Origin of the sequence: Bifidobacterium sp. SO4, assembly GCF_018555355.1 — a bacterium.
Classification (GTDB): domain Bacteria; phylum Actinomycetota; class Actinomycetes; order Actinomycetales; family Bifidobacteriaceae; genus Bifidobacterium; species Bifidobacterium miconisargentati.
This window is the reverse complement of the sequence record NZ_JAFEJP010000014.1, coordinates 38,472-64,967: the sequence shown is the minus strand read 5'-3', so window position 1 is coordinate 64,967 and position 26,496 is coordinate 38,472. Positions and strand designations below refer to the sequence as shown.

General features: G+C 65.3%; 21 protein-coding genes and 1 other RNA gene. 16 read left to right on the top strand and 6 right to left on the bottom strand.

Annotated elements, in window-relative coordinates:
* Positions 1-132: 132 nt before the first annotated feature.
* Positions 133-918, bottom strand: a complete 786-nt coding sequence (gene lexA, locus JS536_RS09395) for a transcriptional repressor LexA (RefSeq protein WP_214356739.1) — start codon at positions 916-918, stop codon at positions 133-135.
* 177 nt (positions 919-1,095) lie between these two features.
* Between lexA and JS536_RS09390 the strand changes: the two genes are divergently transcribed.
* Positions 1,096-1,425, top strand: coding sequence for a LysM peptidoglycan-binding domain-containing protein (locus JS536_RS09390; protein ID WP_214356738.1), 330 nt, complete (start codon positions 1,096-1,098; stop codon positions 1,423-1,425).
* Between the two features lie 52 nt (positions 1,426-1,477).
* Positions 1,478-1,930, top strand: coding sequence for a transcriptional regulator NrdR (gene nrdR, locus JS536_RS09385; protein WP_214304081.1), 453 nt, complete (start codon positions 1,478-1,480; stop codon positions 1,928-1,930).
* Positions 1,931-2,096: 166 nt separating this feature from the next.
* On the opposite strand, the gene serA is transcribed toward nrdR, so the two are convergent.
* Together serA and JS536_RS09375 are read right to left on the bottom strand one after the other, a co-directional pair.
* Positions 2,097-3,296: a phosphoglycerate dehydrogenase gene (gene serA / locus JS536_RS09380; protein WP_214304082.1), complete on the bottom strand. Its 1,200-nt coding sequence runs from the start codon at positions 3,294-3,296 to the stop codon at positions 2,097-2,099.
* Positions 3,297-3,307: 11 nt separating this feature from the next.
* Positions 3,308-5,587 carry an AAA family ATPase gene (locus JS536_RS09375; RefSeq protein WP_214356716.1) on the bottom strand — a complete coding sequence of 760 codons (2,280 nt, stop codon included), beginning with the start codon at positions 5,585-5,587 and terminating at the stop codon, positions 3,308-3,310.
* 316 nt (positions 5,588-5,903) lie between these two features.
* Here JS536_RS09375 and mraZ point away from each other — a divergent pair, with 316 nt between their 5' ends.
* The 13 genes from mraZ (at position 5,904) to ssrA (ending at position 20,817) form a co-directional block, all read left to right on the top strand.
* A complete protein-coding gene (gene mraZ / locus JS536_RS09370) occupies positions 5,904-6,425 on the top strand; it encodes a division/cell wall cluster transcriptional repressor MraZ (RefSeq protein ID WP_214304084.1) in 522 nt (173 codons plus the stop codon).
* Positions 6,425-7,516 (top strand): 16S rRNA (cytosine(1402)-N(4))-methyltransferase RsmH, encoded by a 1,092-nt coding sequence (gene rsmH, locus JS536_RS09365; protein ID WP_214356715.1) that lies wholly within the window; start codon positions 6,425-6,427, stop codon positions 7,514-7,516. The genes mraZ and rsmH overlap by 1 nt, the downstream gene beginning before the upstream one ends.
* Complete coding sequence (locus JS536_RS09360) at positions 7,516-7,962, top strand: hypothetical protein (protein WP_236029224.1); 447 nt, start codon at positions 7,516-7,518, stop codon at positions 7,960-7,962. Before rsmH ends, JS536_RS09360 begins: the two co-directional genes overlap by 1 nt.
* The gene (locus JS536_RS09355; protein ID WP_214356714.1) at positions 7,963-9,765 is read left to right on the top strand and encodes a penicillin-binding transpeptidase domain-containing protein; all 1,803 of its coding nucleotides are present in this window, start codon (positions 7,963-7,965) and stop codon (positions 9,763-9,765) included.
* Positions 9,766-9,791: 26 nt separating this feature from the next.
* Positions 9,792-10,661: a hypothetical protein gene (locus JS536_RS09350; RefSeq protein ID WP_214304087.1), complete on the top strand. Its 870-nt coding sequence runs from the start codon at positions 9,792-9,794 to the stop codon at positions 10,659-10,661.
* Positions 10,662-10,768: 107 nt separating this feature from the next.
* Complete coding sequence (gene murF / locus JS536_RS09345; RefSeq protein ID WP_214356713.1) at positions 10,769-12,235, top strand: UDP-N-acetylmuramoyl-tripeptide--D-alanyl-D-alanine ligase; 1,467 nt, start codon at positions 10,769-10,771, stop codon at positions 12,233-12,235.
* Between the two features lie 42 nt (positions 12,236-12,277).
* A complete protein-coding gene (gene mraY, locus JS536_RS09340) occupies positions 12,278-13,384 on the top strand; it encodes a phospho-N-acetylmuramoyl-pentapeptide-transferase (RefSeq protein WP_214304089.1) in 1,107 nt (368 codons plus the stop codon).
* Between the two features lie 54 nt (positions 13,385-13,438).
* Positions 13,439-14,884: a UDP-N-acetylmuramoyl-L-alanine--D-glutamate ligase gene (gene murD, locus JS536_RS09335; protein WP_214356712.1), complete on the top strand. Its 1,446-nt coding sequence runs from the start codon at positions 13,439-13,441 to the stop codon at positions 14,882-14,884.
* Complete coding sequence (ftsW, locus tag JS536_RS09330) at positions 14,871-16,088, top strand: putative lipid II flippase FtsW (RefSeq protein WP_109057745.1); 1,218 nt, start codon at positions 14,871-14,873, stop codon at positions 16,086-16,088. Before murD ends, ftsW begins: the two co-directional genes overlap by 14 nt.
* A gap of 16 nt (positions 16,089-16,104) precedes the next feature.
* Entirely contained in the window at positions 16,105-17,283 is a 1,179-nt protein-coding gene (locus JS536_RS09325; protein ID WP_214356711.1) for a UDP-N-acetylglucosamine--N-acetylmuramyl-(pentapeptide) pyrophosphoryl-undecaprenol N-acetylglucosamine transferase, read from the top strand.
* A 90-nt stretch (positions 17,284-17,373) separates the two neighbouring features.
* Positions 17,374-18,903 carry a UDP-N-acetylmuramate--L-alanine ligase gene (gene murC / locus JS536_RS09320; RefSeq protein ID WP_214356737.1) on the top strand — a complete coding sequence of 510 codons (1,530 nt, stop codon included), beginning with the start codon at positions 17,374-17,376 and terminating at the stop codon, positions 18,901-18,903.
* Positions 18,904-19,454: 551 nt separating this feature from the next.
* Positions 19,455-20,327, top strand: coding sequence for an FtsQ-type POTRA domain-containing protein (locus JS536_RS09315; protein ID WP_346427478.1), 873 nt, complete (start codon positions 19,455-19,457; stop codon positions 20,325-20,327).
* Positions 20,328-20,419: 92 nt separating this feature from the next.
* Positions 20,420-20,817: a transfer-messenger RNA gene (ssrA, locus tag JS536_RS09310) on the top strand.
* Positions 20,818-21,135: 318 nt separating this feature from the next.
* Here the strand turns inward: ssrA and JS536_RS09305 are convergent.
* From JS536_RS09305 to JS536_RS09295, 3 genes are all read right to left on the bottom strand, one after another.
* Positions 21,136-22,362 (bottom strand): MFS transporter, encoded by a 1,227-nt coding sequence (locus tag JS536_RS09305; RefSeq protein ID WP_109057742.1) that lies wholly within the window; start codon positions 22,360-22,362, stop codon positions 21,136-21,138.
* 240 nt (positions 22,363-22,602) lie between these two features.
* Positions 22,603-23,499, bottom strand: a complete 897-nt coding sequence (locus JS536_RS09300) for a carbohydrate kinase (RefSeq protein ID WP_109057741.1) — start codon at positions 23,497-23,499, stop codon at positions 22,603-22,605.
* Between the two features lie 69 nt (positions 23,500-23,568).
* Positions 23,569-24,783, bottom strand: coding sequence for an ROK family transcriptional regulator (locus JS536_RS09295; RefSeq protein ID WP_214356735.1), 1,215 nt, complete (start codon positions 24,781-24,783; stop codon positions 23,569-23,571).
* Between the two features lie 381 nt (positions 24,784-25,164).
* Here JS536_RS09295 and JS536_RS09290 point away from each other — a divergent pair, with 381 nt between their 5' ends.
* Positions 25,165-26,487, top strand: coding sequence for an extracellular solute-binding protein (locus tag JS536_RS09290; RefSeq protein WP_109057740.1), 1,323 nt, complete (start codon positions 25,165-25,167; stop codon positions 26,485-26,487).
* Positions 26,488-26,496: the final 9 nt, after the last annotated feature.

The window sequence follows — 26,496 nt, the reverse complement described above, 5'->3', positions numbered from 1 at the left end:
GACGAGGGTATTGAATGAAATCGCTTCTCAATACCATTTGCGTTTTGTTCCCGATACGACGGAACCCCGGTCGTCGGACCGGGGTTCCCTGTGCTGGATGCCAGTGTAGCACCGTTTCGAACACGAGGGCCGTCACAGTTTGCGCAGAACGGTGACCACCTTGCCCATGATGGTGGCATGCGTGCCGTCGATGGGGGAGTATGCGGGGTTGTGGGGCATCAGCCAGACGTGGCCGTTGTCTTCGCGGAAGGTCTTGACGGTGGCCTCGTCGTCCAGCAGGGCGGCCACGATATCCCCGTTGACGGCGGACTGCTGTTCGCGCACCACCACGAAATCGCCGTCGCAGATCGCGGCATCCACCATGGAATCGCCATGAACCTCGAGCATGAACAGCTTGCCGGTGCCGGTGAGCCGTTCGGGCAGCCGCATGACATCATCCACATGCTGCTCGGCGGTGATGGGAACGCCGGCCGCAATCCGGCCCACCAGCGGGACATCCCTTGATTGGGTGATCGAGGCGCTGGGGAACTGGTAGATCTCTGCGGTGCCCTCGACGTCGACGATGCCCGGAGCCGCGGCGTCACCGCGTGGGCCTTCGGCGGGAACCGCGGCGCCTGCCACCACTTCGATGGCGCGGCCCTTGTTGGCGTTCATGCGAATGAAGCCCTTCTCCTCCAAGGTCTGCAGCTGATGCTTGACGGAGGAGGGGCTTTTGAGCCCCGCCGCCTCGCCGATTTCGCGGAAGGATGGGGCGAAACCCTGTTCGCTGATATGCGAACGGATGGCGTCCAGCACCTTGCGCTGGCGCTCGGTCAGCAGGGATTCGTCCGGCCGCTTGGGGGAGAAGGGGATGGTGCTCACGTCTGTTCCTTTCGTTCTGGAACCAGCATACCGTGAACACCAGGTAAAATCAAACATCTGTTCGAGTGTCGTCTTGACGTATTCGAACAGATGTGCCATCATGGGAACAACTGTTCGATAGAACGGTTGTTCGAGGAGGGTGTGATGATGTCTTGTTCGATGGTGAGCCAAGGTCATGGTGGGCGAAGCGCCGGTGCATGTCATGCGGGCGTGCATGCCGTCGTTGCGCGTCGGATGAAGGGGAGGAACGTTGCTGGAGCGTCGCCCGCCGATGGCATGAAGGGCGGCCGGCTGCGTGGCCGGCTGGTCGCTGGCCTGCTGGCGTTAATGCTGGCATGCACCGGTCTCGCCGCATGGACGGCGCAACCCGCGCAATCGGAGCCTGGGGCCATGCGGGTGACCAGCTACATAGTGCGTCCGGGGGATACGTTGTGGCTGTATGCATCGCGGATCACCCCTGCGGGGCAGGATGTCTCCCAGACCGTGGACCGGCTGATGGCGCTTAATGGTCTGGAGTCCAGTTCACTGCGTGCGGGGCAGCGGATCGTTGTGCCGGCCGAGTGAGCGAAACCCCCGCGATATCGTTTTTCCAGCAGGTCACGTTATTGTGGATGGCATGCATTGTCCTTTTTGCCAGAATCCAGACACCAAGGTCATCGACACCCGCATCAGCGATGATGGCCATTCCATTCGCCGTCGCCGCGTGTGCCCGGTCTGCAACCGCCGTTTCACCACGGTGGAGACCAGCATGCTGCTGGTCACCAAACGTTCGGGCGGTGCCGAACCGTTCAGCAGGGACAAGGTGATCACCGGCGTGCGCAAGGCTTGCCAGGGAAGACCGGTCAGGGAAGAGGACCTCAAGAAGCTGGGGCAGAAAGTGGAGGAGGACCTGCGCTCCAGGGGGCTTGCCGAGGTGAGCTCGGACGAGGTGGGCCGGGCCATTCTGAAGCCGTTGCGTGATCTGGATGAGGTGGCGTATCTGCGTTTCGCCAGCGTGTACCAGAACTTCTCGGGGCTGGAGGACTTCCAGAAGGCCATCGACGCGCTGCGCGAGTACGGCAACAAGTAGGCAAGACCCGTAAGCAATGGAGTCTGGTGATTCCGTGATCGTGCCGGTCATGGGTGTCGGCCGAACGACCCATAGACGGCCATGGCCGAGTCGATCGAGATGAAAACAGGGGCATCGCAATCTTGCGATGCCCCTGTCGTTAAGGAACGCTACACACCATCGGGCGTCAGCTGATGACGCGCATGCGTATGGTACCCTCGATGTTGCGCAGGGCCTCCAGCGTCGCCGCACTGGGCTTCTGGGCGACATCGGTCACCACGTAGCCGAGCTCGCCCTCGGTGGCCAGCGACTGGAAGGAGATGTTGATGTTCTCCTCGCCGAGCACACGGTTCACGCGGGCCAGCACGCCGGGCAGGTTGTCATGCAGGTGGGCGATGCGGCACACGCCCTTGCAGTCGCCGAGGTTGATCTGCGGCATGTTCACGGACAGGGACGTGGAACCCTTGAACCAGTAGTCCTCAAGGCGCTGGGACACGAAGTGGCCGATGGACTCCTGGGCCTCCAGCGTGGAACCGCCGATGTGCGGGGTCAGGATCATGTTGTCCTCTTCGGCCAGCGGGGTCTTGAACGGGTCGCCGCTCTTCTTAGGCTCCACCGGGAACACGTCCACGGCCGCGCCGGACAGGTGGCCGGAATCGAGATGGCGCTTGAGTGCGTCGAGATCCGCCACGAAGCCGCGCGAAAGGTTGATGAAGATGGAATCCTGCTTCATGTGCTCGAACTGGTCCTCGCCGAAGAAGCCGGTGTTCGACTTGCGGCCGTCCACATGGAGCGTGACCACGTCGGACTGTTCCAGCAGCTCGTTCAGGGTGTCGCAACGCTGGGCGTTGCCCAGTGCCAGCTTCTCCTCGATGTCGTAGAACACCACATGCATGCCGAGCGCCTCGGCCAGCACGGACAGCTGGGAACCGATGTTGCCGTAGCCGATGATGCCGAGCGTCTTGCCTCGCACCTCATGGGAGCCGGAGGCGGACTTGTCCCACATGCCGTGCTTGATGTGATGCGTGTGGGCGGGCACGCGGCGCAGCAGGCAGATGATGTCGCAGATCACCAGCTCCACCACGGAGCGGGTGTTGGAGTAGGGGGCGTTGAACACGGCGATGCCGCGCTTGCCGGCATGTGCCAGATCCACCTGGTTGGTGCCGATGCAGAAGCATCCCACGGCGCTCAGGTTCGGACGGGCGTCCAGCACACGGGCCGTGACGCTGGTCTTCGAACGCACGCCGACCAGATCCACGCCCTCCAGCGCGTCGATGAGCTCATCCTCGCTCAGGGCGCCCTTCATGGTTTCGACCTCGAATCCGTGGTTGCGCAACGAGGAGGCCGCGTCGGGATGAATGTTTTCCAATAACAATGCTTTGGGCATGTTTCCTCACCTTAGATGTTCAGGGACGTCTCGTCCGCGTTTGTCCGAACTATAACCAGACGCTGGGTGGGCCTGGTCATCGCCACATACAGGTCGGAGGCCGCCACCAGACGGCTCGGCGCGTCGTCCTCGATGCGGCCGGGCTCGACCACCACCACGGCGTCGAACTCAAGACCCTTGACCGTCTCCGTGCCGCAGACGCTGATCTGCTCGTCCCACTCGGGCTGGTCGGCCAGGCGACGGAACTCGGCCGGGTCGAGCCTGCCGGAGAGACGTTCGCGCACGGCGGCACGCACCGGGGCGATGAGGTCGTCCGGGCAGATCACGGCGATGCGGCCCGTGCCGTCCGAGGAGACGAACTGCTCGGCCAGGGCGACCGCCTGATCGGCCGTGGCGGCCAGCAGGTCGCCTTCGTCGGCCACCACATGCTTGGCCACCGATTCGGGGACGCTGCGCACCGCGTTGACGGTGGAGATGTACAGACCCTCGTCCTCGGCGAACCGGGAGGCCAGGTCGGAGACCTCCTTGGGGTTGCGGTAGTTGATGGTCAGCTCGTTGAGATCCCAGTGCGACGGGCCGAACAGACGGTTCATGGTCTTGTCCCAGCGGCGGGTGCCGCCCAGCGCCGAAGTCTGCGCCACGTCGCCCACGATGGTGAAGGAGCGGGAGGGGCAGCGCCGGATGAGCATGCGCCAGTCCATGGCCGTCAGCTCCTGCGCCTCGTCCACCACGATATGGCCGTACGTCCACTCGCGGTCGGCGGCCGCGCGCTGCGAGGTGAGCTCGGAATCGTCGCCGTTCATCTGGTCGAGCAGCATCTGGCTGGACACGATGCCCTGACCGAGGCCGGTGGACGCCAGCGTGTCCTTGGCGTACTGCTCCTCAGCGGCGCGGCGCGCGTCGGCGGCGGACTGCTTGGCCACCATCTTGGGGTCGGGACCCAGCAGATCCATCGCCTCGTCCAGCAGAGGGATGTCGGAACGGGTCAGCGGGGAGCCCTTCGGACGTGCCAGCGCGGCCACGTCCTCGTCGGTGAGCCAGCCGGCCAGGGACTTCAGACGTTCGGGGTGGGCGAACAGCTGGTCGATGAGCCAGGGACCGGTCATCGGCAGCCAGCACAGGTTCAGCGTCTTGCGCACCTGGTCGTTCATGCGCAGCAGCGACATCGCGCGGTTGAGCTCCGCCTGGTCGGGCGTGTAGTCGAGCTGTTCGGCGTAGCGGGCCTGCATGCTGGAGAGCATCGAACGGATGAAGGTCTCGCGGGCCTTGTTATGCGACTGGCGGGTGCGCTTGGCGTCCGTCTGGGCCTGTTCGATGTCTGCCGCGAGCATCGGCACCTGGATGCCGCTGATGGTCACGACCGGCAGGTTGGCGGGCACCCGGATGCGGGCCGCGATGGCGTTCGCCACCACCTGGGCCATACGGCGGTCGCCCTTGAGCTTGGCGGCGTGCGGCGAGTCCACGGCCGTGGCGCTGACGCCGGGAATGAGATCGGCGATGGTGCGGGAGACCACGCCGGTTTCGCCCAGCGAGGGCAGCACCTGGTCGATGTAATGCAGGAACGTGGAGCTGGGGCCCACCACGAGCACTCCGGAACGCTCCAACGTGCGACGATGCGTGTACAGCAGGTACGCCGCACGGTGCAGGGCCACGGCGGTCTTGCCGGTGCCGGGGCCGCCCTGGACCACCACCACGCGATTCAGGGCGGAACGGATGATGCGGTCCTGCTCGGCCTGGATGGTGGCCACGATATCGGTCATCTTGCCGGTGCGGCGCGAACTGAGCGAGGCCAGCAGCGCGCCCTCGCCGGTCAGCGTGCCGGCGGAGGAGGCCTTGCCCACCTGGTCGGAGTGCACGTCCAGCACCTCGTCCTCGACGCCGACCACCTCACGGAAGCTCAGGGTGATATGGCGGCGCATCACGATGTCGCCGTGGTTGGAGGGCGTCGCCTCATAGAAGGGCCGCGCCGCCTCCGCTCGCCAGTCGGTCAGAATCGGCTCGTGATCCGGACTGGACAGGCCGATGCGTCCGATGTAGTGGCGTTTGCCGTCCTTGGCGTCCAGGCGGCCGAACACCAGACGGTCCTCCACGCTGCGCAGCTGGGTGAGACGGTTCTCGTACATCGTGGCGAAGGAGTCCCGCTCGCTGCGCTGGGTGGGGGAGCCGTGCGATCCCGCCGCGCGCACGGTGTCCAGACGCTGCCACATCTCGGCGCGCAGGTCGTCCAGGCGTCCGTAGGCGCGATCCACCGCCTGCTGTTCCTCATGCAGCTGTGAGGCATAACTCGACATGCTTCTCTTCGATTCCAATCCGTGGGGTCAAAACTTCAAGGCATTCAAATCTACCGCACGGCCCCTACGTCAGCCGCCTGAGGTCGGGAGCATGCAGATGAAATTCCGGTGAATTCGCCGATCGTGCGAATCGGGACCGGTTCGGACTCGGTCCGGAACCGGCCTGAAAGCCCCCGACACGCGCGATGTACAGGGAAAAACATCCAAAAGGGTGAGCAAATCGTGTGCAAGTGGGGAAGAATGGGGAAGCGTGGGGTAAAGTGGTGAGCCAGTTGGGTGAAGTGTATCCATCAGGCGCGGCAAAGGAGGTGGAACCATGGTCGACGAGCGGCCGGCGCAGGACGCCGAAGCCAAGACCGAGGGTTCCTCGTCGTTCGCCGATTTCATGAACGGCATGCCACCGCTGCTGCTGGGCACCTACACTCCCAAGATCGACGCGAAGGGCCGCATGGCGTTGCCGGCCAAATTTCGCGCGCAGCTGGGCAAGGGCTTGGTCATGGCGCGCGGACAGGAACGCTGCGTCTACCTGCTGCCCTTCGAGGAGTTCCGCCGCATCGCCTCGCAGATCCAGCGCGTCTCGGTGGGCAACAAGGCCGCGCGCGAATACCTGCGCGTGTTCCTGTCCGGCGCCGTGGACCAGGAGCCGGACAAGCAGGGCCGCGTGCTCGTGCCGCAGATGCTGCGCGACTACGCCCATCTCGGCTCCGAAGTGGTGGTGATCGGCGTGGGCACCCGTGCCGAACTATGGAACAAGGAAGCCTGGGAGGCCTACCTGGCCGAGAAGGAAGAGGGATACGCCGATATTGCCGATGATGTTCTGCCGGAGGTGGAATTCTGATGATTGATGTGACGGCCATTCACCAGCCGGTGCTGCTCGCCGACTGCGTGGCGCTCATGACGCCCGCGCTGCAGCGGGAAGGCGCCGTGGCAGTGGACTGCACGCTCGGCCTGGCCGGCCATTCCACCGCGTTCCTCAAGGCCGCGCCCCAGGCCCGTCTCATCGGCATCGACCGTGACAGCGAGGCATTGGCGCTCGCCACCGAGCGCATGCGCCGGGAAGGCCTCGCCGACCGGTTCACGCCCGTGCACGCCGCGTTCGACCAGCTCGACCAGGTACTTGAGGATCAGGGCATCGAGCGCGTGGACGCCGTGTTCATGGATCTGGGCCTGTCCAGCCTGCAGATCGACGAGGCGGACCGAGGCTTCTCCTACTCCCATGACGCCCCGCTGGACATGCGCATGGACGTGAGTCAGGAACTGACCGCCGCGCGCATTCTCGCCACCTACGACGCCGCCCAGCTGACCCATATCTTCAAGGAATACGGCGAGGAACGCTTCTCCCGCCAGATCGCCCGCGAAATCGTGGCCCGCCGCGACAGGCAACCGTTCACCACCACCAGCCAGCTCAACGCATTGGTGGACGAGGTGGTGCCCCAGGCCCATCGTCCCGCGGGCAACCCCGCCAAGCGCGTGTTCCAGGCGCTGCGCATCGAGGTCAACGGCGAGCTGGACAAGCTCGCCTCGACGCTGCCGCAGGCCGCCAACCGCCTCAATGTGGGCGGCCGGCTCGTGGTGGAGTCCTACCACTCGCTGGAGGACAAGGCCGTCAAGTCGTTCATGGCCCAGGGACTGAGGATCGACGCCCCCGCTGACCTGCCCATCGTGCCGCCCGACGCCCAGCCGTTCTTCAGGGAACTGACCCGAGGTGCCATCAAGGCGGACGAGCAGGAGATCGCCTCCAACCCGAGATCGGCCTCCGTGCGATTGCGGGCCGTGGAGGTCAGCCGCGAGATTCCCGCACGCTGGCGCGCCCGTTTCGCCGAGACCGCCGAACACCCGAACCCGTCGGCGCGCAAGGTCGGCACACATCACGCAACACGTTCCAACACACGAGCCAACCGCGGCGAACGCCGCACTAGGAGGGGCTGATGGCAGCCAGCGCACGCAGCGTCCGGTCGAACGCCGCCTCGTCCAGCCGACCCGAATCCAAGACGCAGACCTCGTCCAGGCCGCAGCTGCGTCTGATCTCCGGCCAGCGCACCGAGACGCAGGGCAATATGGTCGCCCGCGTCATCGAATGGACACGCACCCGCAGCGCGCCGCTCGTCCATGTGGTCGTCGCCGTGGCCTTCCTGATGGCCACGCTCTTCGGCGCGCTCATGCTGCGCACCCAGATGGTCCAGAACTCGTTCGAGGCGGCGCAGATCGAAGCGCACATCAACGTGCTCACCCAGGACGTGGAGGACGACCAGGCCAAGCTCGACCAGCTCGTGGCCTCCCTGCCCGACAAGGCCAGCGACATGGGCATGGTGCCCCAGCAGGGATCCGTGTCCATCGACCTCAACGGATACAAGTCCAATGAAAGCGGGAAGTAAGTGAAGACCATCCAGCGCATCGTCCGGTTCGCCAAGGTGAAGACCTTCGCGTTCAAGTGCATCGCCGTGGGCACCGCACTCGCCCTGGTGGCCACCGCATGCGTGGCCCAGCTGGCATCCACCCAGCTCATCGGAGGACGCCAGACCGCGCAGGCCGCCACCGCCAGCCGTACGCTGACCGTGACCCTGAGCGCCAAGCGCGGACGCATCCTGGACACCAACGGCAACGTGCTCGCCCAGAGCGTGGAGCGCTACACCATCGTGGCCAACCCCGAGGCCGCACAGGAATTCGTGCCCATCACCTGCAACGACACCACCCGCGACTACTGCGACGAGATCGACGGCAAGCCCGTGGGCGCCACCGGCGCCGCGGCCGTGGGCCGTCTCCTGGCCAAGGCGCTGGGCATGAACGCCATGGAACTGGGCGCCAAGATGTCCGGCACCGGCCAGTACGTGGTCCTCAAAAAGGACGTGACCCCGCAGGTCAAGCGCAGCATCGACGCGCTGAACCTCGGCGGCATCGTCTGGGGCGAGCTCAGCAGCGAACGCCTGTACGCGGACGGCGAGATCCTGGGCTCCCTGCTCGGCGGCGTCAACGACGAAGGCACCGGTGTGGCCGGCATCGAGCAGATGGAAAACAAGGAGCTCACCGGCACCGACGGCCACCAGACCTACCAGCGTGGCAACGGCGGCGAGGAGATTCCCGGCACGATGACCGAATCCGTGGCCGCGAAGGACGGCTCCGACGTGACGCTCACCATCGACCGCGACGTGCAGTGGTACGTCAAGAAGGTCCTCAAGGAAGCCAAGTCCAAGTACGGCTCGCCGTGGGGCATCGCCGTGGTGCAGAACATCTCCAGCGGCGAGATCCTGGCGCTCGCCGACAGCGACGAGGTGGAGGCCGGCAGCGACGAGGCCAAGATGAGCACTTCTCGCGCCGTCTCCGAAACCTTCGAGCCCGGCTCGGTGGGCAAGGTCATCTCCATGTCCGGCTATCTGCAGACCGGCCTGCACAAGATGACCGACCAGCTCACGGTGCCGGACCACACCACCCAGGACGGCCAGACCATCAAGGATTCGTTCGACCATGGCAGCGAACGCTGGACGCTCGCCGGCATCCTGCAGAACTCCTCCAACGTGGGCATGGTGCTCGCCGGACTCGGCTTCACGGACGAGCAGCGTTATGAGTTCATGACCAAGTTCGGCATCGGCCAGTCCACCGGCCTGGGCCTGCCCGGCGAGTCCTCCGGCATGCTTACCAGTCCATCCTCCTGGGATCTGCGCACCCGCAACACCATCCTGTTCGGTCAGGGCTACACCGTCAACGCACTGCAGCTCAACAACGTGGTGGCCACCATCGCCAACAAGGGTGTCAAGCAGCAGCAATCCATCATCAAGTCCACCACCTCAACCGGCGGTACCACGTCCAAGACCGGCAAGGACACGGCCACGAGGGTGATCGACGAGGATGTGGCGGCCGACATGATGAACGCCATGGAATCCGTGGCGGAAAGCTACAGCAAGTTCGTCAAGGTCGATGGCTACCGCATGGCCGCCAAGTCCGGCACCGCCGAGGTGCAGGGTGCGGACGGCACGCTGTCCTCGATCATCTCCGATTACTCGGTGGTTATCCCGGCCGACAACCCGCGGTACGCGGTGACCGTGGTGCTCAAGGACCCGAGCGGCGTCTACGGCGGTCTGACGGCCGGCCCGGTCTCCGCCCAGATCTGTGAGTTCCTTATGCAGAAATACGAGGTCCCTGTCTCATCACCGCGTAAAAATGCTATCCCGGTCACGTGGTGAATGGCGCGGCAGAAAGGCGACAATCCATGAGTGCAGTGAGCGAATCCATCGCCCAGCGGATGACCTTGGGCATGCTGTCCCAACGGTACGGTCTTGAGATCGATCCGCCGTTCGCGGTCAACGTCACCGTCACCTCCCTCAGCGACAGCGTGGACACCGTGGTGCCCGGATCCCTGTTCATCTGCGGCAAGGACACCGCCGATCTGACGCAGGCGGAGCAGGCCGGCGCCTATGCGGCCCTGCTGCCGTACAGTCTCAAAAGCAAATGCCCGGAGATCGGCATCCCGAGGTTGTTCGGCACGCTCGACACGTCGCTGCTGGGCGATCTGGCTTCGGGATTCGCCGGTTCCCCATCCGGCACGATGGCCGTGTTCGTGGTGGCCGGCACCGACAAGGGCGAGGTCGATGCGGGCGCCGGCCAGCTTGCGGACTTCCTGCACATGCTGGGCAACCCCGTGGCCATCATCAGTTCCTCCGGATCCACCTCGATGACCCGTCCCCTGAACCTCACCTACCCGCTGGGCATCCTGGACATGCAGCGCACGCTCGCGGTGTGTGCCGAGGATGGCGTCGCGGCGGTGATCATCGCCATGGACGACGAGACGTTGCAGCCCCACGCCTTGGAATCGGTGAACGTGGACGTGCTGGGTTCCCAGCGTTCGGCCAACGCCGACGATCTGGCATCCCTGAAAAGCAAGTACGCCTTCGTGGCGGACGAGGACCTCGTGATGATCCACCCCACCCGGGAATCGGACGAAATGGCGGCCGAATCGCCGGTGGGCTCGAACATCATGCGCATGCGGCACATGTCGCTCGCCATCGCCATGGTGTTGGCGGCCGGTGTGCGCAGGAACAACGTGCGCAGCGCGCTCAGGGTGGCCAACAACCTGAAATAGCGGAACACGAATGGTATGGATGCCGGCTATGCCGCCGATGGAAGGATGATGACGGCGTGACCGGCGCGGACGGACATGAGCAGGAAGAACGAAAAGGAGCAGATGATATGGTGCCGATGAGTGTGGAGGAGATCGCCCAGGCGGTCTCCGGCCGTGTGATCGCGGGGGAGGGGCCTTTCGGAACGGCCACCGGTGCCGTGAGCGACTCGCGTGAGGCCAAGGACGGATCGGTGTTCGTGGCGATCAAGGGCGAGCATGTGGACGGCCACGACTTCGTGGCCAAGGTCGCCGCCCAGGGCGCGGTGGCCGCGATCGTTGACCATGAGGTCGAATCCGCCGGCCTGCCCCAGATCGTGGTGGCCGACACCGTCGATGCGCTGGGCGAACTGGCCCGCCACAACATCGCCCGCCGCCGCGAACTGCCGGGCGACTTCGACCTGATCGGCCTGACCGGCTCGGTGGGCAAGACCACCACCAAGGACCTCCTGTCCGCGCTGCTGTCCACCGTGGGCCCCACCGTGGCCCCGGTCGGCTCGTTCAACAACGAGATCGGCCTGCCGCTGACCGCGCTGAAGGTCGGCCCCGAGACCCGTTTCTTCGTGGCCGAAATGGGCGCGAGCCACATCGGCGAGATCGCGCGTCTGACCCGTATCGCCCCGCCGAACCTGGCCATCGTGCTCAAGGTGGGTGTGGCCCACCTCGGCGAATTCGGCTCCCGCGCACGCATCGCCCAGGCCAAAAGCGAGATCGTGCAGGGCCTGCTGCCCGGCGGCGTGGCCGTACTCAACGCCGACGACGACCATGTGGCGCCCATGGCGGCCCTGGCCCCCGGCGAGGTGGCCTGGTTCGGTCTGGAAGGCGGTCGTGAGCACGAGGTCATGGCCCGCGACATCACGTCCGACGAATCCGACCATGCCGAATTCACGCTGGTGACCGCCTCCGGAGACAGCGTGCCGGTGCATCTGGGCATTCCGGGCCGTCACAACGTGATGAACGCGCTGGCCGCCGCGACCGTGGCCCTGCGCTACGGCATGACGCCCGCGGCCGTGGCCGAGACCCTTGCCGCGCAGCACACCATCAGCCCGCACCGCATGGCGCTGAGCACCGTGACCCGCGGCGAAGCTTCCTTCACCCTCATCGACGACTCCTTCAACGCCAACCCCGACTCCATGAAGGCCGGCCTTGACGGGCTCAAGGCGTGGAGGCCGGCGGATGGCCGCACGCCTTTCCGCGTCGCCCTGCTGGGCGCCATGCTGGAACTCGGCCCGGACGAGACGGACCTGCACGCCCAGGTGGGCGCATACGCGGCCGGCCTTGGACTGGACGCCATCATCGCCGTGGGCTCGGCCAAGGACCCGCATCTGGACTCGCTGGCCGAGGCGCTGGCCTCCGGCGCCCGTGAAGCGGCCGTTGCAAACGGGCCCGCGATTCCGATCGACTGCGCGCACGACACCGACCAGGCCGAACGCCTCGTGCTGGATTTCGCGGCCGGGCACCCGGACATGGTGGTGCTCCTCAAGGGATCCCACGCCTCGGGACTGAGCGCGCTGGCCGAACGCTGGGCCAGGAACTGAACCAACGGAACAACGAGATAACGAGATAAAGGGAAGATCCACGTGATTGCTCTGATCATTGGAATGCTGGTGTCGCTGATCGTAACATTGGCCGGCACGCCGCTGCTGATTCGGCTGGTGCACAAACTGCACTACGGCCAGTACATCCGCCAGGACGGACCGCAGTCACATCTGGTCAAGCGCGGCACCCCCACGCTGGGCGGCGTGGTCATCAACTTCGCCATCCTGTTCGGCTGGGCGGCCTCCGCGCTCTACCGCTACCTGCATTCGGGCGACGTGCCCTCCTGGTCCGCGGTATTGGTGCTGTTCGCCATGCTCTCGATGGGCGTGCTCGGCTTCATCGACGACTTCGCCAAGGTGCGCAAGAAGCAGAACGAGGGCCTGACCGTGGGCGGCAAGTTCATCGGCCAGTTCATCTTCGCCACCATCTACGCCGTGCTGGCGCTCGTCATCCCCACCAAGACCGGCCTGCCCAGCGCGCAGCCCGGCATGAGCTTCATCGAGAAGCCGTTCTTCAGCTTCGACTTCGCCGGCCGCGCCGTGGCCATCATCCTGTTCGTGATCTGGGTGAACTTCCTGATGACCGCCTGGACCAACGCCGTGAACCTCACCGACGGCCTCGACGGCCTGGCCGCCGGTTCCTCGATGATCTCCTTCACCGGCTTCGGCATCATCGCCTTCTGGGAGAGCTACCACATCAAGGGCGGCGACCACGGCGGCTACTCGTACGCCGTGTCCGACCCGCTGGACCTGACCATCATCGCCGTGTGCGCGGCCGTGGCCTGCTTCGGATTCCTGTGGTACAACTCGAACCCCGCCTCCATCTTCATGGGCGACACCGGCTCGCTGGCCCTGGGTGGCCTGTTCGCGGCCCTGTCCATCGCCACGCACACCGAATTCCTGGCGGTGATCATGGGCGGCCTGTACGTCATGGAGGCCATGAGCGACGTGATCCAGGTGGGCTACTTCAAGATGACCCACAAGCGCGTGTTCAAAATGGCGCCCATCCACCACCATTTCGAACTGCTCGGCTGGACCGAGACCAAGGTGGTGGTCCGCTTCTGGATGATCGAACTGCTCTTCGTGCTGCTGGCGCTGACCATCTTCTACGGCGACTGGGTGACCCGCTCCGGCCTGCTGTTCAGCTAGCGGAAACGTGGACGGCCTATGCTCGCCCGCGGCAATGATTTCTAGGGAGGAACGATGCAAATCGAGAACAAGACGGTGGTGATCGCCGGACTGGGCGTGTCCGGCACCTCGCTGGCGGAGGTATTGAAGGAACGTGGCGCCCATGTGATCGGCGTGGACGAGCGCAAGCCCGGAGCCGACCTGCGCTCGTTCGACGACGTGGACTGGGACAAGGTCGACTACGTCATGTCCTCGCCGGTGTTCAACCCGCGCACCCCGTTCATCCTGGAGGCCCAGCGCCGCGGCATCCCGGTGATGAGCGAGGTCGAGTTCGCCTGGCGACTGCGCGTGGACAACGCACGCACCGGCCGTCCGGCGCCGTGGATCGGCATCACCGGCACCAACGGCAAGACCTCCACCACCGAGATGACCTCCGAGATGCTCAAGGCCTGCGGTCTGGACGCACCCACCGCCGGCAACATCGCCTCCGGGGACATGTCCATGAGCCTGTCCCGCTGCGCCACCAACCCCGCGCACGACGTGCTGTGCGTGGAGCTGAGCTCCTTCCAGCTGCACTTCACCGATTCGCTGGCCCTCGACTGCGCCGCGATCACCAACATCGCCGACGACCATCTCGACTGGCACGGCGGGCGCGAGAACTACGCGGCGGACAAGTCCAAGGTGTTCCACGGTGCCAGTCGCGTCATCGTCTACAACGCGCAGGACGCCAAGGTGAGCGCCCTGGCCGCCGAGGCGAACGTCGCCGAAGGCTGCCGCAGGGTGGGCTTCACGCTCGTGGCCCCCGAAGCCGGGCAGATCGGCATCGAGGATGGCTGGATAGTCGACAGGAGCGGCGTGGCCGGGGGCGTCGAAGGCGAGGCGACGCGCATCGCGCCCATCACCGACTTCAAACACCTCATGGAACCGGACGGCTCGCTCTACCCGCACCTCGTGGCCGACGCGCTGACCGCCCTCGCGCTCGTCCTGGGCTACGGCGCGGACCTCGCGACCGCATTGGACGCGCTGAAGGCGTTCAAGCCGGGCGGCCACCGCATCGAGACCGTGGCCGAGGCCAGGCTCGCCGACGGCGTGGTGCGCTTCGTGGACGATTCCAAGGCCACCAACGGCCATGCGGCCCGCGCCTCGCTCTCCAGCTTCCCCGCCAAGTCCGTGGTGTGGATCGCCGGAGGCCTGGCCAAGGGCAGCCGGTTCGAAGACCTCGTCAGGGACCAGGCGCACACCATCAAGGCCGTCGTCATCATCGGCAAGGACCAGCAGCCCATGCTCGACGCCTTCGCCACCCAGGCGCCGGACATCCCGCTCACCGTCATCGACCCCGCCGACAACGACACCGTGATGGACCGCGCCGTCGAGGCGTGTGGCAAATACGCCTCCGGCGGAAACATCGTGCTCATGGCCCCCGCCTGCGCATCCATGGATCAGTTCGTGTCCTACGCGGACCGCGGCAACCGGTTCGCGGCCGCCGCCCGCACCTGGAGCGAGGTGCATGGCCTCCACTGATCCCCGCCTGCGCGCCCTGCATAAGACTTCGGACCAGCCGGCTCTGGTCATCAGCGACTACACCGGCTGGCGCAGCCTGCTCAACCCCCTGTGGTGCTACCACGGCTTCCGCATGGCCGTGGTGGGCCTGACCGTCTTCGGCCTGATTATGGTCTTCTCCAGCTCCACGGTCACCATGGCCGCGCAGGGCAAGTCACCGTTCGTCCAGCTCATCAGCCAGGGCGGCTTCTGCGTGATCGGCCTGATCCTGGGCTTCATGGCCATGATGATGCCGGTGTCGTTCTGGCGCAGGGCCGGCATCGGCATCGTGCTGGCCGCCCAGATCCTGCAGCTGCTGACCTTCACGCCCCTGGGCATCGACGTCTACGGCAACAGGGGCTGGCTGAACCTGGGCTTCACCACCATCCAGCCGGCCGAGTTCATGAAGTTCGCCATGTGCGTCTGGCTGCCGTCATCGCTGCACGCCTGCGGCAGGTTCTACCGCAAGGAGGGCATCAAGGCGTACCGCTTCCCGCTGCTCGTCTACGGCATCGGACTCGCGCTCGTGGTGGGCGGCAAGGACCTCGGCACCGCCATGATCCTCATCTTCATCGGCGGTGTGGCGTTCCTGGTCTCCGGCTTCCCCGGCAAATGGATGGCGGTGGGCGCGGGATTGGCGGTCGCCATGGTCATCGTCCTGGCCGTCTCCAGCCCCAACCGCATGAAGCGCATCCTGGCCACCTACGGCGACTGTTCGGCCGCGGACGCGCAGCAGGTGTGCTATCAGTCCATCCACGCCAAATACGCCATCGCCTCCGGAGGCCTGCTGGGTCTGGGCATCGGCAATTCGCGTGAGAAATGGAACTACCTGCCCGCCGCACACAACGACTTCATCTACGCCATCATCGGCGAGGAGACCGGATTCGTGGGCTGCGCCATCGTGATCCTGTTCTTCGTGATCCTCGGCTGGTGCATGATCGCCGTGGCGCTGCAGGTGCCGGACCGCTACGTGTCCATGGTGCTCATGTGCGTGACCATCTGGATCGTGGGCCAGGCGCTCGTCAACATCGGCGTGGTGGTGGGCGTGTTCCCCGTGCTCGGCGTGCCCATGCCGTTCGTCTCCGCCGGCGGCTCGTCCATGATCATGTGCCTGTCCGCGGCGGGCCTCGTTGTGGGGCTTATGCGCGCGCAGCCGCAGATCAAACAGGCCCGACAGACGGTGTAGAGTACACTCGATAACCATGACTCAAGGCACACCCCATATCGTGTTGGCCGGCGGCGGAACCGCCGGCCATGTCAATCCTCTGCTCGCCGTGGCCGGCGCGATCCGTGAGATCGATCCGGCGGCCCAGGTCACCGTCATCGGCACCGCCGTGGGCCTCGAAAAGGATCTCGTGCCGCAGGCGGGCTACGAACTCGACACCATCGAAAAAGTGCCGTTCCCTCGCCGGCCCAACCTGTACATGCTCAGGTTCCCGGCCAAATGGAAGCGCGAGACCGCCAAGGTCCGCGCCATCCTCGAAAGCCGCAAGGCCGACGTGGTGGCCGGATTCGGCGGATACGCCTCGGCGCCCGTCTACGCCACCGCACACAGGATGGGCATCCCGATCGCCATCCACGAGCAGAACGCCCGTGCCGGCATGGCCAACAAGCTCGGCGCCCGCTGGGCCGACTTCATCGGCACCGTCTACGAGGGCACCGGCCTCAAACCACGCCAGGGAGCGGACATCGAGCGCGTTGGACTGCCGCTGCGCCCCGCCATCGCCCGACTGGCCAAGCGCATCGGCGAGGACCGCGACGGTCTGCGCCGCGAAGCCGCCGCACAGCTTGGCGTGGATCCCGCCCGTCCGCTGGTGCTGGTCACCGGCGGCTCCCTCGGCGCGCAAAGCCTCAACCGCGCCATCGCATCCTCGGCCCGTGAGCTGCTGGAACACGCCCAGATCATCCATCTGACCGGCCGCGGCAAGATCGACGAGGTCCGCACGTTGGCCACCGAATCCGCGGGAGCGGACGTATTGACCGGACTCGGTCCCGAATCGGCCGGTTCCGGCGACTACCATACGGCCGAATACCTGGAGCGCATCGACCTGGCCTTCGCCTGCGCCGATCTGGTGATCTGCCGCGCGGGCGCCGGATCCGTCTCCGAACTGGCCGCGCTGGGCCTGCCCGCCATCTACGTGCCCCTGCCCATCGGCAACGGTGAGCAGCGCTTCAACGCCGAGCCCGTGGTGAACGCGGGCGGCGGCCTTATGGTGGCGGACAGGGATCTGACCCCCGACTGGGTCAAAGGCCATGTGCCCGCCCTGCTCGCCGACCGGGAACGACTCGCGGGATTCGGCCGCAAGGCCTGGGAATACGGCATCCGTGACGCGGCCGAAGTCATGGCCCGCCATGTGCTCGCCCTCGCCGGTCGCCGCTGATGCGCATCCCGCCGGACGGACGGCGAGGGCGACCTAAGATATGTTCCGGAACATCTGTGTAAGGAGCGTCAGAAATTGACTCAACCCATCGTGCTTGACCCCACCCATGCCGCATTCGACGCATCGGCGAGGCCGGCGTACCTCGGTCCCACCCACTTCATCGGCATCGGCGGCGCCGGCATGAGCGTGCTCGCCGAGATGCTGCACGCCCAAGGGGTCGCCGTGGACGGCTCCGACCGCGAACGCAGCGCCAAGACCGACCGTCTCGCCGCACTCGGCATCACCGTGGAATTCGGCCAGCGCGCCGAGAACGTGGCCGGAGCGTCCACCGTGGTCTACTCCAGCGCCATCAAGCCGGACAACCCCGAAATCGTGGCCGCCGCCGAGGCCGGCGCGCGCATCGTGCACCGCAGCGACATCCTCGCCCTGCTCATGAACGGCAAGCAGGCCGTCACCGTGGCGGGCGCGCACGGCAAGACCACCACCAGTTCCATGCTCGCGCACATCCTCGTGAACACGGGCGAGGATCCGAGCTACGCCATCGGTGGCTCCATCCAGGGGCCGGACGGCACCACGCTGGATGGCGGCCATGCCGGAGCCGGCCAGGTGCTCGTGGCCGAGGCGGACGAATCCGACGGTAGCTTCGCCAAATACCACCCCACCATCGCCGTCATCACCAACACCGAAGCCGACCATCTCGACCATTACGGCGACGAGGCTCACTACCAGGCCGCGTTCGTGGACCATGCCGGCCACGCCACCGACCATGTGGTGATCTGCGCCGACGACAAGGACAACCTCGGCGTGATCGCCGACATGCCCGCCGACGTCAAGGCCCGCGTCATCGCCTACGGCACCGCGCCGGCCGGCGAATTGGCCTCCGATCTGGACTTCTCGGCCATCGCCGCCTACGTGCGCATCGTCTCCGAGACCGAGGCCGCCGGCAGCGGCAGCGAACGGTTCACGCTGGAGCTGCCCGCCGCGGTGACCGGGGACCAATCCGTGTCCCAGAACGTGGTGCTCAAGGTGCCCGGCATCCACAACGCGCGCAACGCCGCGGCCGCCATCACCGCCGCCGTGCTGCTCGGCGTGGCTCCCGAGGCCGCCGCGCAGGCCATCGCCGGCTTCCTGGGCGCATCCCGTAGGTTCCAGGTGCGCGGCACGGTCAAGCAGGTCACCGTGGTGGACGACTACGCCCACCATCCCACGGAGATCGCCGCGCTGCTCGACGCCGCACGACGCCGTTATCCGGAATCCGTCATCCGCGTGATCTTCCAGCCGCATCTGTTCTCCCGCACGAGGTTCTTCGCCCGCGAATTCGCCGAGGCGCTGGCCAAGGCGGACGACGTGATCGTCACCGGCATCTTCCCCGCCCGCGAAAAGCAGGAGGACTTCCCGGACGTCGGCCCGCAGACCATCGTGGACGCCGCCGCGGGGCTCAAGGACGCCTCCGCCGGCACCTGGATCCAGGCGGTGGGGGACATGTGCCTGGCCGCCAAGATGATGGCCATGCGTGCCCACCACGGCGACGTGGTGTTCACCGTGGGCGCGGGCGACATCACGGATATGGACGAGGTGCTGCTGACCGCGCTCGAGGCGCATCGCGAAAGCTGCGAGTGATGGCGGGACGTACCGTACGCTCCGCCGGCGGCTCCGGTGGCGCCAGACGTCCGCGCACGGTGGCCTCGCATGTGAACGAGAAGCCCCTGAAGGGCGAGGAACAGGCGGGACGCGCCGGCAGGACCGTCCGTCAGACCGGTTCGGTCTCCATGTCGTCCTCGTCGTTCCCCGCACAACCGGCCGCCAGCGCCGTGACCCGGCAGAACGTGCGTGCCGCGGCGCGTGTGGCGGGCAAGTCCGCCACGAAATCGCCGGCCAAGTCCGTTGCACGAGGCGTGACGCGGTCCACCGCCCAGTCCGGCGCGCGGTTCGTCTCGAAGCCTTCGGGACAGGGCGGTGCCGCCGCTTCGGCTTCGTCCGGGACGCACCAGGGCGCCAAGTCACCTTCACGCAATGCGTCCCGCTCGTTCAATCCCTTCGCAAGGACCGTGTCCAAGCCCGCGACGTCCCGTGCCGGCAAGCCACGTGCGGTGGCCTCGCATCATGACGGGGAGTCGGCGAGGGTCCGAGGACGTGGCGCTGCCCCGGTCGAGCGCCCGTCATCCACCGACGTGACGGTGGCCAAGGGACAGGCCGGCGCATTCGTGGACGCCCGCCGCCTGCGCAGCGAGGACTACGTGACCGAGACCCTGCACCAGACCACCGGCATGCTCGGCATCGCATCGCGTCCGAAGGTGGTGGACTTCACCGAACGTGCCAAGGAACGCAAGCGCGCCAGTGCCCGTGTGATCGCCGTCCACGTGCTCGCGGCACTTGCCGGCATCGCCGTGCTGGCCGGGCTGACCTGGCTCCTGTTCTTCTCCACCGTGTTCCGCCTGGAAACCGGGGCGATCAGCGTGACCGGCGCCAACGAATGGGTGAGTGCCCAGACCATTCACGCCATCGCGGACAAGCAGGCCGGCAAGTCGCTGTTCCTGGTCTCCACGAACGACGTGGCGAACCAGCTCAAGGACATTCCCGGAGTGTCCGAAGCCAAGGTCTCACGGCGATTCCCGAAGGCCATGAGCGTCGAGATCACCGCGCAGAAGCCCGCCGCCATGCTCAAAAGCGGTGATACGCTGACCGCGGTGGATGCCGAGGCCCGCGTGCTCAATTCGGTCTCGTCCAAGGACGTGGATGGCATTCCGGTCATCGAGGTCAAGGACGTGGAGACGAGCCTGAAGAACCGCTCGGTCAAGGAGGCGCTGACCATCCTGGGGGCTCTGCCCGAATCGATGCGCCAGCAGATCTCCAAGGTGACCGCCGAGACGCAGGACTCCGTGACCACCACGTTGGACGGCGGCGAACGGGTGATCGTCTGGGGCGATTCCTCCCAGCTCAAGCTCAAGATGGCCGTGGTGGACAAGATCATCAACGATCCGAACGTGATAGGGGAGCGGCATCAGGTGGATGTCTCCGCGCCGCTCAAACCGATCATCAAATGATTTCGTCCAGCGCGTACGGCTTGCGCGGTCGGACGAACGGGTGTATCTTGAAAAGTCCGGCTGAAAAGTCGGATGCTTGATAATTCAAGATTGGGGTCGATCGGTTTCGACGGTGACCTGTTCGCTGCAGGGAAGCGTGCCGAGAACGCCGGGTCCGCTCGTGGATGACCCCGGCAAAAGAATAAGTGCTAAATCTAACCGCACTGAGTTCGCTCTCGCTGCCTGAGCTTCGCGCCAGGATTAACCAGTGAGCAGCCGCTCCGTTCACTCTCTCTCGTCTTTGGGGGGATGCTGAGCGTCGTTAAGAAGACTTGCTGATGTAGCTGAGCCTCAGGGCTGCATCGGGACTTTTACTGCGGATATGCTCGCCATCGGTTGTCTGCGACACAGATGGGGGGCAGAAAAACCGCCGCACGGCCAGCAGACTACGCACGTAGAAGACTGCGGGCTCGGTCATCGGACCGGGGTTCAATTCCCCGCGACTCCACCATGAAAGGCGTCGTTCCCCGAAAGGGGAGCGGCGCCTTTTTTCGTATTGAAACAATGTCCCGACCGGGCCCGATCTTGGCGGCATGATCGGCGACATACGTTAAAGGCTCTGTTAAGACAAGATTGACATGGCCCTCATTTTGGCTCCCCTTGTCAGGGGAGCTGTCGGTGAAGCCGACTGAGGGGTAGCCAGACATGGGTTCATGTCAATCTTGGTCTAACAGAACCTACGAAAAAACCGCCGTCCCGATGGGGGAGCGGCGGTTTTTCAAAGTCCGAGGTCAGTCAGCGCGGACCGACCGGGAACCGGTGAAGGCGATCAGGCCTTCTTGCCTTCGAGGATCTTGTAGCCGAAGCCCATGACCAGCACGTAGAGGCAGCCGACGGCCATCACGAGGATGCCACCGAACTGGCCGGCCGCGTCGGCGGCCACACCCATGATCGGCGGGAAGATGGCGCCACCGATCAGACCCATGAGCATGAGGCCGGAGATCTCGTTCTGACGATCCGGACGGTACATCAGGGCGTGGGACAGGAACAGGGAGAACACGTTGGAGTTACCGAAGCCGACCAGGGCCACGGCGACCCAGAACAGCCAGACCGGCGGGTTGTCCTGCACGAGGGCGAAGATCGCGAAGCAGACGGCGGACAGGGTCATGATGACGCCGCAGATGCGCAGGCCGACCTTGTTGGAGATCTTCTGGAGCACGATGCCGCCGGTGAAGCAGCCGATCATACGGGCGATGAAGTAGACCATGGTGGCGGTGGCGGCGATCTCGGTGAACTGGTCGCCGGTGTGCTCGGTCAGGATACGCGGTGCCTGGGCGTTGATGCCGACGTCCACACCCACGTGGGCCACGATGCCGAGGAAGCACAGGAACACGATGGCGTCGGAGAACAGGAGCTTGAAGCAGCGGCCGATGGTGGTGGTGCCGGCGTCCGGGGCGGGCTCCTCGATCTTGTCGAAGGCCAGCAGGATGTAGCCGATGATGCCGATGACGAAGTAGATCACGAACAGGATCCACCACATGCCGAGCTTGGTGGCGCCCCAGATGGCGATGTACGGGGCGAACAGGGAGGCGAAGGCCTTGACGAACTGGCCGGTGGTCAGCGTGGAGGCGAGCTTGTCACCCTTGACGAAGACGGTCAGCAGCGGGTTCAGGGACACCTGCATAAGGGTGTTGCCGATGCCGAGGAAGGCGAAGGAGATGACGATCAGGACGAGGCGGGCGGTGCCGGAGAGCGCCACGTAGGCGATGATCGGCAGGGCCATGGCCACGAGGGTCACGAGGATGGACCACAGCACGGTCTTGCGGCGGCCGATCTTGTTCATCAGCATGCCGGTGGGCACGGAGAAGATGAGGAACCAGAAGAACACCATCGTGGTGAACAGGTTCGCGGTGCCGTCGGCCAGTGCGAACTCGCCCTTGACGTAGTTCGTCGCGGTGCCGACCAGGTCGACGAAGCCCATGACGAAGAAGGCGAACATCACCGGCAGGATCTTGGCGAATCCGGCGTTGCCGGTCTTGGTGGTTTCGTTGCTCATTATGAATCCCTTTTTCTTAACTGCAATGAGGCAATGAATCTGTGTCGATATTCAGTTATGTTCCGGCCTGCGTCGGCCGGGTTTTCCGCGTCAATCGGGTATGGCTCACGCTGGGGAAGCGTGTTTTGGTTATGCATCCGAAGCGGCGTTGCCTCGGCGTGAGCCATACCCGAAAGCGGGAGGAAAGGAGGTTATCGGGCGGGTGCTAACGACCCGCGGGATGGGATGGAAGAGGTCGACTCACTTGCCGGCTTCGGCGAGGTAGTCGGGCATCTGCTCCGGGTAGTCCGGCCAGGCGCCGGCCTGAGTGCACACGAAGGCGGCGGTGTTGACGGCCTTGCGGTGAGCCTCGGAGAGGGAGTCGCCCAGCAGGGTGCGGGCGGTGAAGGTGCCGGAGAAGGAATCGCCAGCGCCGACGGTGTCCACGACCTCGACGTGCGGGGTGTCCACGGTGGAGGACTCGCCCTTGCGGGAGATGATGGTGGAGTAGGCGGAACCGGCGGTCAGGATCACGTAGTCCAAGTTGAACTCGTCCAGGAACCAACGGCAGGCGTCCTCACCGGAGGTGCCGCGGATGTCGAACATGTCGCGCAGGAGCAGCAGCTCCTCGTCGTTGATCTTGAAGACGGTGGAGTAGCCCAGCAGCTCCTCGATGAGCTCCTTGGAGTAGTGGTCGCCGCGCAGGTTGATGTCGAAGAACTTCATCGCGCCCGGCTTGGTCTGCTTGAGCAGCTCGGTGATGGTGGCGTGGGACTCGGGGGAGCGCAGGGCCAGGGTGCCGAAGCAGACGGCGTCCGCCTTGGAGACCACGTCGATGAGCTGGCGGGTGTAGGCGATGTGATCCCAGGCCACGCCCTTGACGATGGTGTACTCCGGGATGCCGTTCTTCAGGGCCACCTCGACGGTGGAGGTCGGCCAGGCGTTGCGCTGGATGATGGTGTTGATGCCGGCTTCCTCGGCCTTGGCCACCAGTTCGTCGCCGAGCTCATCCTCGCCGACCGCGCTGACGGACCAGCCCTCGGCACCGTTCTTCATCGCGTGGTAGGCGAAGTTCACCGGAGCGCCGCCGGCGCGCTTGCCGCCCGGCAGCATATCCCACAGCAGCTCACCCAGGCTCAGAACGATCGGGTTAGACATGGTTGTTTCCTTTCCTTTGTTTGGTTTCTTCCGTAGGGAAAATCTTTGTTTTATCCGCGTCCCGCGTCGTCACGAGACGTCGAAGAACATCGAGGGATGTTCCAGGAATTGTGTGACCGCCACGGCTGCGGCGCCGGAGACGGCCGCGTCCGCCGACAGTGTGGACAGGGTGATGGAAGTCGTTTCGTTGAGTTCGGGGATGGACCGTTCGTCCACCGTGCGGCGCACCTCGTCGAGCAGCAGCGGGCCCGCTTCGGCCACGATGTCGCCGATGATGATGTGCCGGGGATTGAAGCCGTTGAAGATGGTCACGCAACCGTAGCCGACGTAGCGTCCGATTTCGCGGATCATCTCTCGGGCGCGTTCGTCGCCCTCGCGGGCCTTGGCGAACAGCGCGCGCACCGCATCGGTGTGGGTCATGGCCGCGGCTCCCGGCACCACCTCGCCGTCCTCGATGAGCATGTCATGGATGGCGGGGGTGGAGCAGTAGCGCTCGAGGCAGCCGACGTTGCCGCAGTCGCACGGACGGCCGTTGACGTCGATGGAGATGTGGCCGATTTCGGTGGCGGCGCCGAGGTAGCCGTTGATGAGGCGGCCGTTGTCGATGACGCCGAGGCCGACGCCCTCGCCGAGCAGGTAGTAGGAGAGGTTGGCCTCCGTGTGGACGGCCGGGTCGAACAGGTAGTGGGCCAGGGCGCCGGCGCGGGCGTCCTGCTCGGTGAACACCGGCACGCGGAAGGCGGCGGAGAATTCCTTGATGAAGTTAATCCTGCGCCAGCCCTGCATGCTGGAGACCACGGCGGTGCGGCCTCCGTTGCGCAGGTAGGGGCCCGGCACGGCCATGCCGACGGCGACGATGGACGGGTCATCCGCTAGCAGCTGCGTGATGCGCTCGTGGATGATGGCGATGGTGTCGTCGATGGTGTTGTCGTAGACGGTGGGCAGGTTCTCAAGGCTCAGGGCGTTGCCGCACAGGTCGAACACGCCGATCTGGACGAGCGAGCGCGCGAACTTGATGCCGATGATGCGGAATCGGGCGGTGTCGAGCTCCAGACCGATGGAACGGCGGTTCTTGGAGCCTTCGATGTCGCCGGTCTCCTCGATGACGCCGGCCTCGATGAGACGGGCGGTGATCTTGGTGATGGCGGCGGGGGTCAGGTCCAGGGCCTTGGCGATCTGGGCGCGGGAGCTGATGCCGTTGTGGTACAGGTGCTTGAGGATGCGGGAACGGTTCGATTCGGAGACGGTGGCACGGGACTTGGCCGGATTGGCTTCGATCGCCATGATGGTCATGTGTCCTCCTTGCCGTGCGTCGTCGCGAGTGGTTCACACTCAGCATTGAATCTAAACTTGGTTAAGATGTTAACGCGGTTAATGTATTAACGCAACGAAGCGATGCGGCGGCGTGTCGCGTGCGCGCCCGCGGGGACTGGGGTCTAGCGGTGTATCACATGTTTCGCGAGTGTTTCCGTTTGATGTAAAGAATGTTGACAAATAGGCCGATTTCGCGGAGTATCGCGAAATGTCACCGTTTACACGGCAAGGCTGGAGAAGTGGACACGCGGTTAATGTAAAGGTAGTTGACATTGACGCTTTCGCGCCGTACCCTGAACGTAGTTGCCAAGGAAGAACGGCAACGAACCAAGCTCGAAGAGGAGTAGGAACATGGTTTCATTCAACAAGCGACTTATGGCCGGTCTGGCCGCGGTGGCCGCTCTGTCCATGGGACTGGCCGGATGCGGTTCCCAGTCGAACACCGGAACCAGCGAGGGTGATTCGTCCGACGGCGGCGTCGTGAACATCACCTACATGCATCGTCTGCCCGATAACGACGGCATGGTGCTGGTCAACGACATCGTGGCCAAGTGGAACAAGGAGCACCCGGACATCCAGGTCAAGGCCACCAAGTTCGACGGCAAGGCCTCCGAGATGATCAAGAAGCTCGAGACCGACGTCAAGTCCGGCGAGGCCCCCGATCTGGCCCAGGTCGGCTACGCCGAGCTGCCCGAGGTCTTCACCAAGGGCATGCTGCAGGACGTGACCCAGTACGCCGAGCAGTACAAGAACGATTTCGCCTCCGGCCCGTACTCCCTGGTGCAGGTGGACGGCAAGGCCTACGGCCTGCCGCAGGACACCGGCCCGCTGGTCTACTTCTACAACAAGGCCGAGTTCGAGAAGCTCGGCATCACCGAGGTCCCGCAGAGCGCCAGCGACTTCATCGCCGCGGCCAAGAAGGCCGCCGCCGCCGGCAAGTACATCATGTCCTACCAGCCCGATGAGGCCGGCAACATGATCTCCGGCCTGGCCGGCGCCTCCGGCGGCTGGTACAAGGTCAAGGACAACGCCTGGGTGGTCAACACCGAGACGGACGGCTCCAAGGCCGTGGCCGACTTCTACCAGCAGCTGCTCGACGCCAAGGCCGTGACCACCAACCCGCGTTGGGATCCGACCTTCGACGCCTCCATCAAGAACGGTGAGCTGATCGGCACCGTGGCCGCCGCCTGGGAGGCCCCGCTGTTCATGACCTCCTCCGGCGGCACCGGCTCCGGCGAATGGCAGGTCGCCCAGCTCGGCGATTGGTTCGGCAACGCCGGCAAGACCGGCCCCGACGGCGGCTCCGCCGTGGCCGTGCTGAAGAACTCGAAGCACCCGAAGGAAGCCATGGAGTTCCTGGATTGGTTCAACACCCAGATCTCCGACCTGGTCTCCCAGGGCCTGGTCCCGGCGGCCACCACCGAGGACGCCAAGACCCCGGATGACTGGTCGACCTTCTTCGGCGGCCAGGACATCATGTCCGAGTTCAAGACCGCGAACAACAACATGGGCGACTTCACCTACATGCCCGGCTTCTCCGCCGTCGCCGCGAAGATGAACGAGACCGCCGCCAAGGCCTCCGACGGCTCCGGCAAGGTCGCGGACATCTTCTCCGAGGCACAGACCACGTCCGTCGACACGCTGAAGAACCTGGGCCTGTCCGTAGCCGAGTAACGGTCGGTC

Excerpts from the sequence above, each read along its gene's own strand:
- JS536_RS09375 (WP_214356716.1), bottom strand. The coding sequence starts at position 5,587 with ATGTCGAGTTATGCCTCACAGCTGCATGAGGAACAGCAGGCGGTGGAT.
- mraZ (WP_214304084.1), top strand. The coding sequence starts at position 5,904 with ATGGTCGACGAGCGGCCGGCGCAGGACGCCGAAGCCAAGACCGAGGGT.
- rsmH (WP_214356715.1), top strand. The coding sequence starts at position 6,425 with ATGATTGATGTGACGGCCATTCACCAGCCGGTGCTGCTCGCCGACTGC.
- murF (WP_214356713.1), top strand. The coding sequence starts at position 10,769 with ATGGTGCCGATGAGTGTGGAGGAGATCGCCCAGGCGGTCTCCGGCCGT.
- serA (WP_214304082.1), bottom strand. The coding sequence starts at position 3,296 with ATGCCCAAAGCATTGTTATTGGAAAACATTCATCCCGACGCGGCCTCC.
- JS536_RS09350 (WP_214304087.1), top strand. The coding sequence starts at position 9,792 with ATGAGTGCAGTGAGCGAATCCATCGCCCAGCGGATGACCTTGGGCATG.
- JS536_RS09305 (WP_109057742.1), bottom strand. The coding sequence starts at position 22,362 with ATGAGCAACGAAACCACCAAGACCGGCAACGCCGGATTCGCCAAGATC.
- JS536_RS09325 (WP_214356711.1), top strand. The coding sequence starts at position 16,105 with ATGACTCAAGGCACACCCCATATCGTGTTGGCCGGCGGCGGAACCGCC.
- lexA (WP_214356739.1), bottom strand. The coding sequence starts at position 918 with ATGTTTGATTTTACCTGGTGTTCACGGTATGCTGGTTCCAGAACGAAA.
- murD (WP_214356712.1), top strand. The coding sequence starts at position 13,439 with ATGCAAATCGAGAACAAGACGGTGGTGATCGCCGGACTGGGCGTGTCC.
- JS536_RS09360 (WP_236029224.1), top strand. The coding sequence starts at position 7,516 with ATGGCAGCCAGCGCACGCAGCGTCCGGTCGAACGCCGCCTCGTCCAGC.
- JS536_RS09300 (WP_109057741.1), bottom strand. The coding sequence starts at position 23,499 with ATGTCTAACCCGATCGTTCTGAGCCTGGGTGAGCTGCTGTGGGATATG.
- nrdR (WP_214304081.1), top strand. The coding sequence starts at position 1,478 with ATGCATTGTCCTTTTTGCCAGAATCCAGACACCAAGGTCATCGACACC.
- JS536_RS09390 (WP_214356738.1), top strand. The coding sequence starts at position 1,096 with ATGAAGGGGAGGAACGTTGCTGGAGCGTCGCCCGCCGATGGCATGAAG.
- ftsW (WP_109057745.1), top strand. The coding sequence starts at position 14,871 with ATGGCCTCCACTGATCCCCGCCTGCGCGCCCTGCATAAGACTTCGGAC.
- JS536_RS09290 (WP_109057740.1), top strand. The coding sequence starts at position 25,165 with ATGGTTTCATTCAACAAGCGACTTATGGCCGGTCTGGCCGCGGTGGCC.
- JS536_RS09295 (WP_214356735.1), bottom strand. The coding sequence starts at position 24,783 with ATGGCGATCGAAGCCAATCCGGCCAAGTCCCGTGCCACCGTCTCCGAA.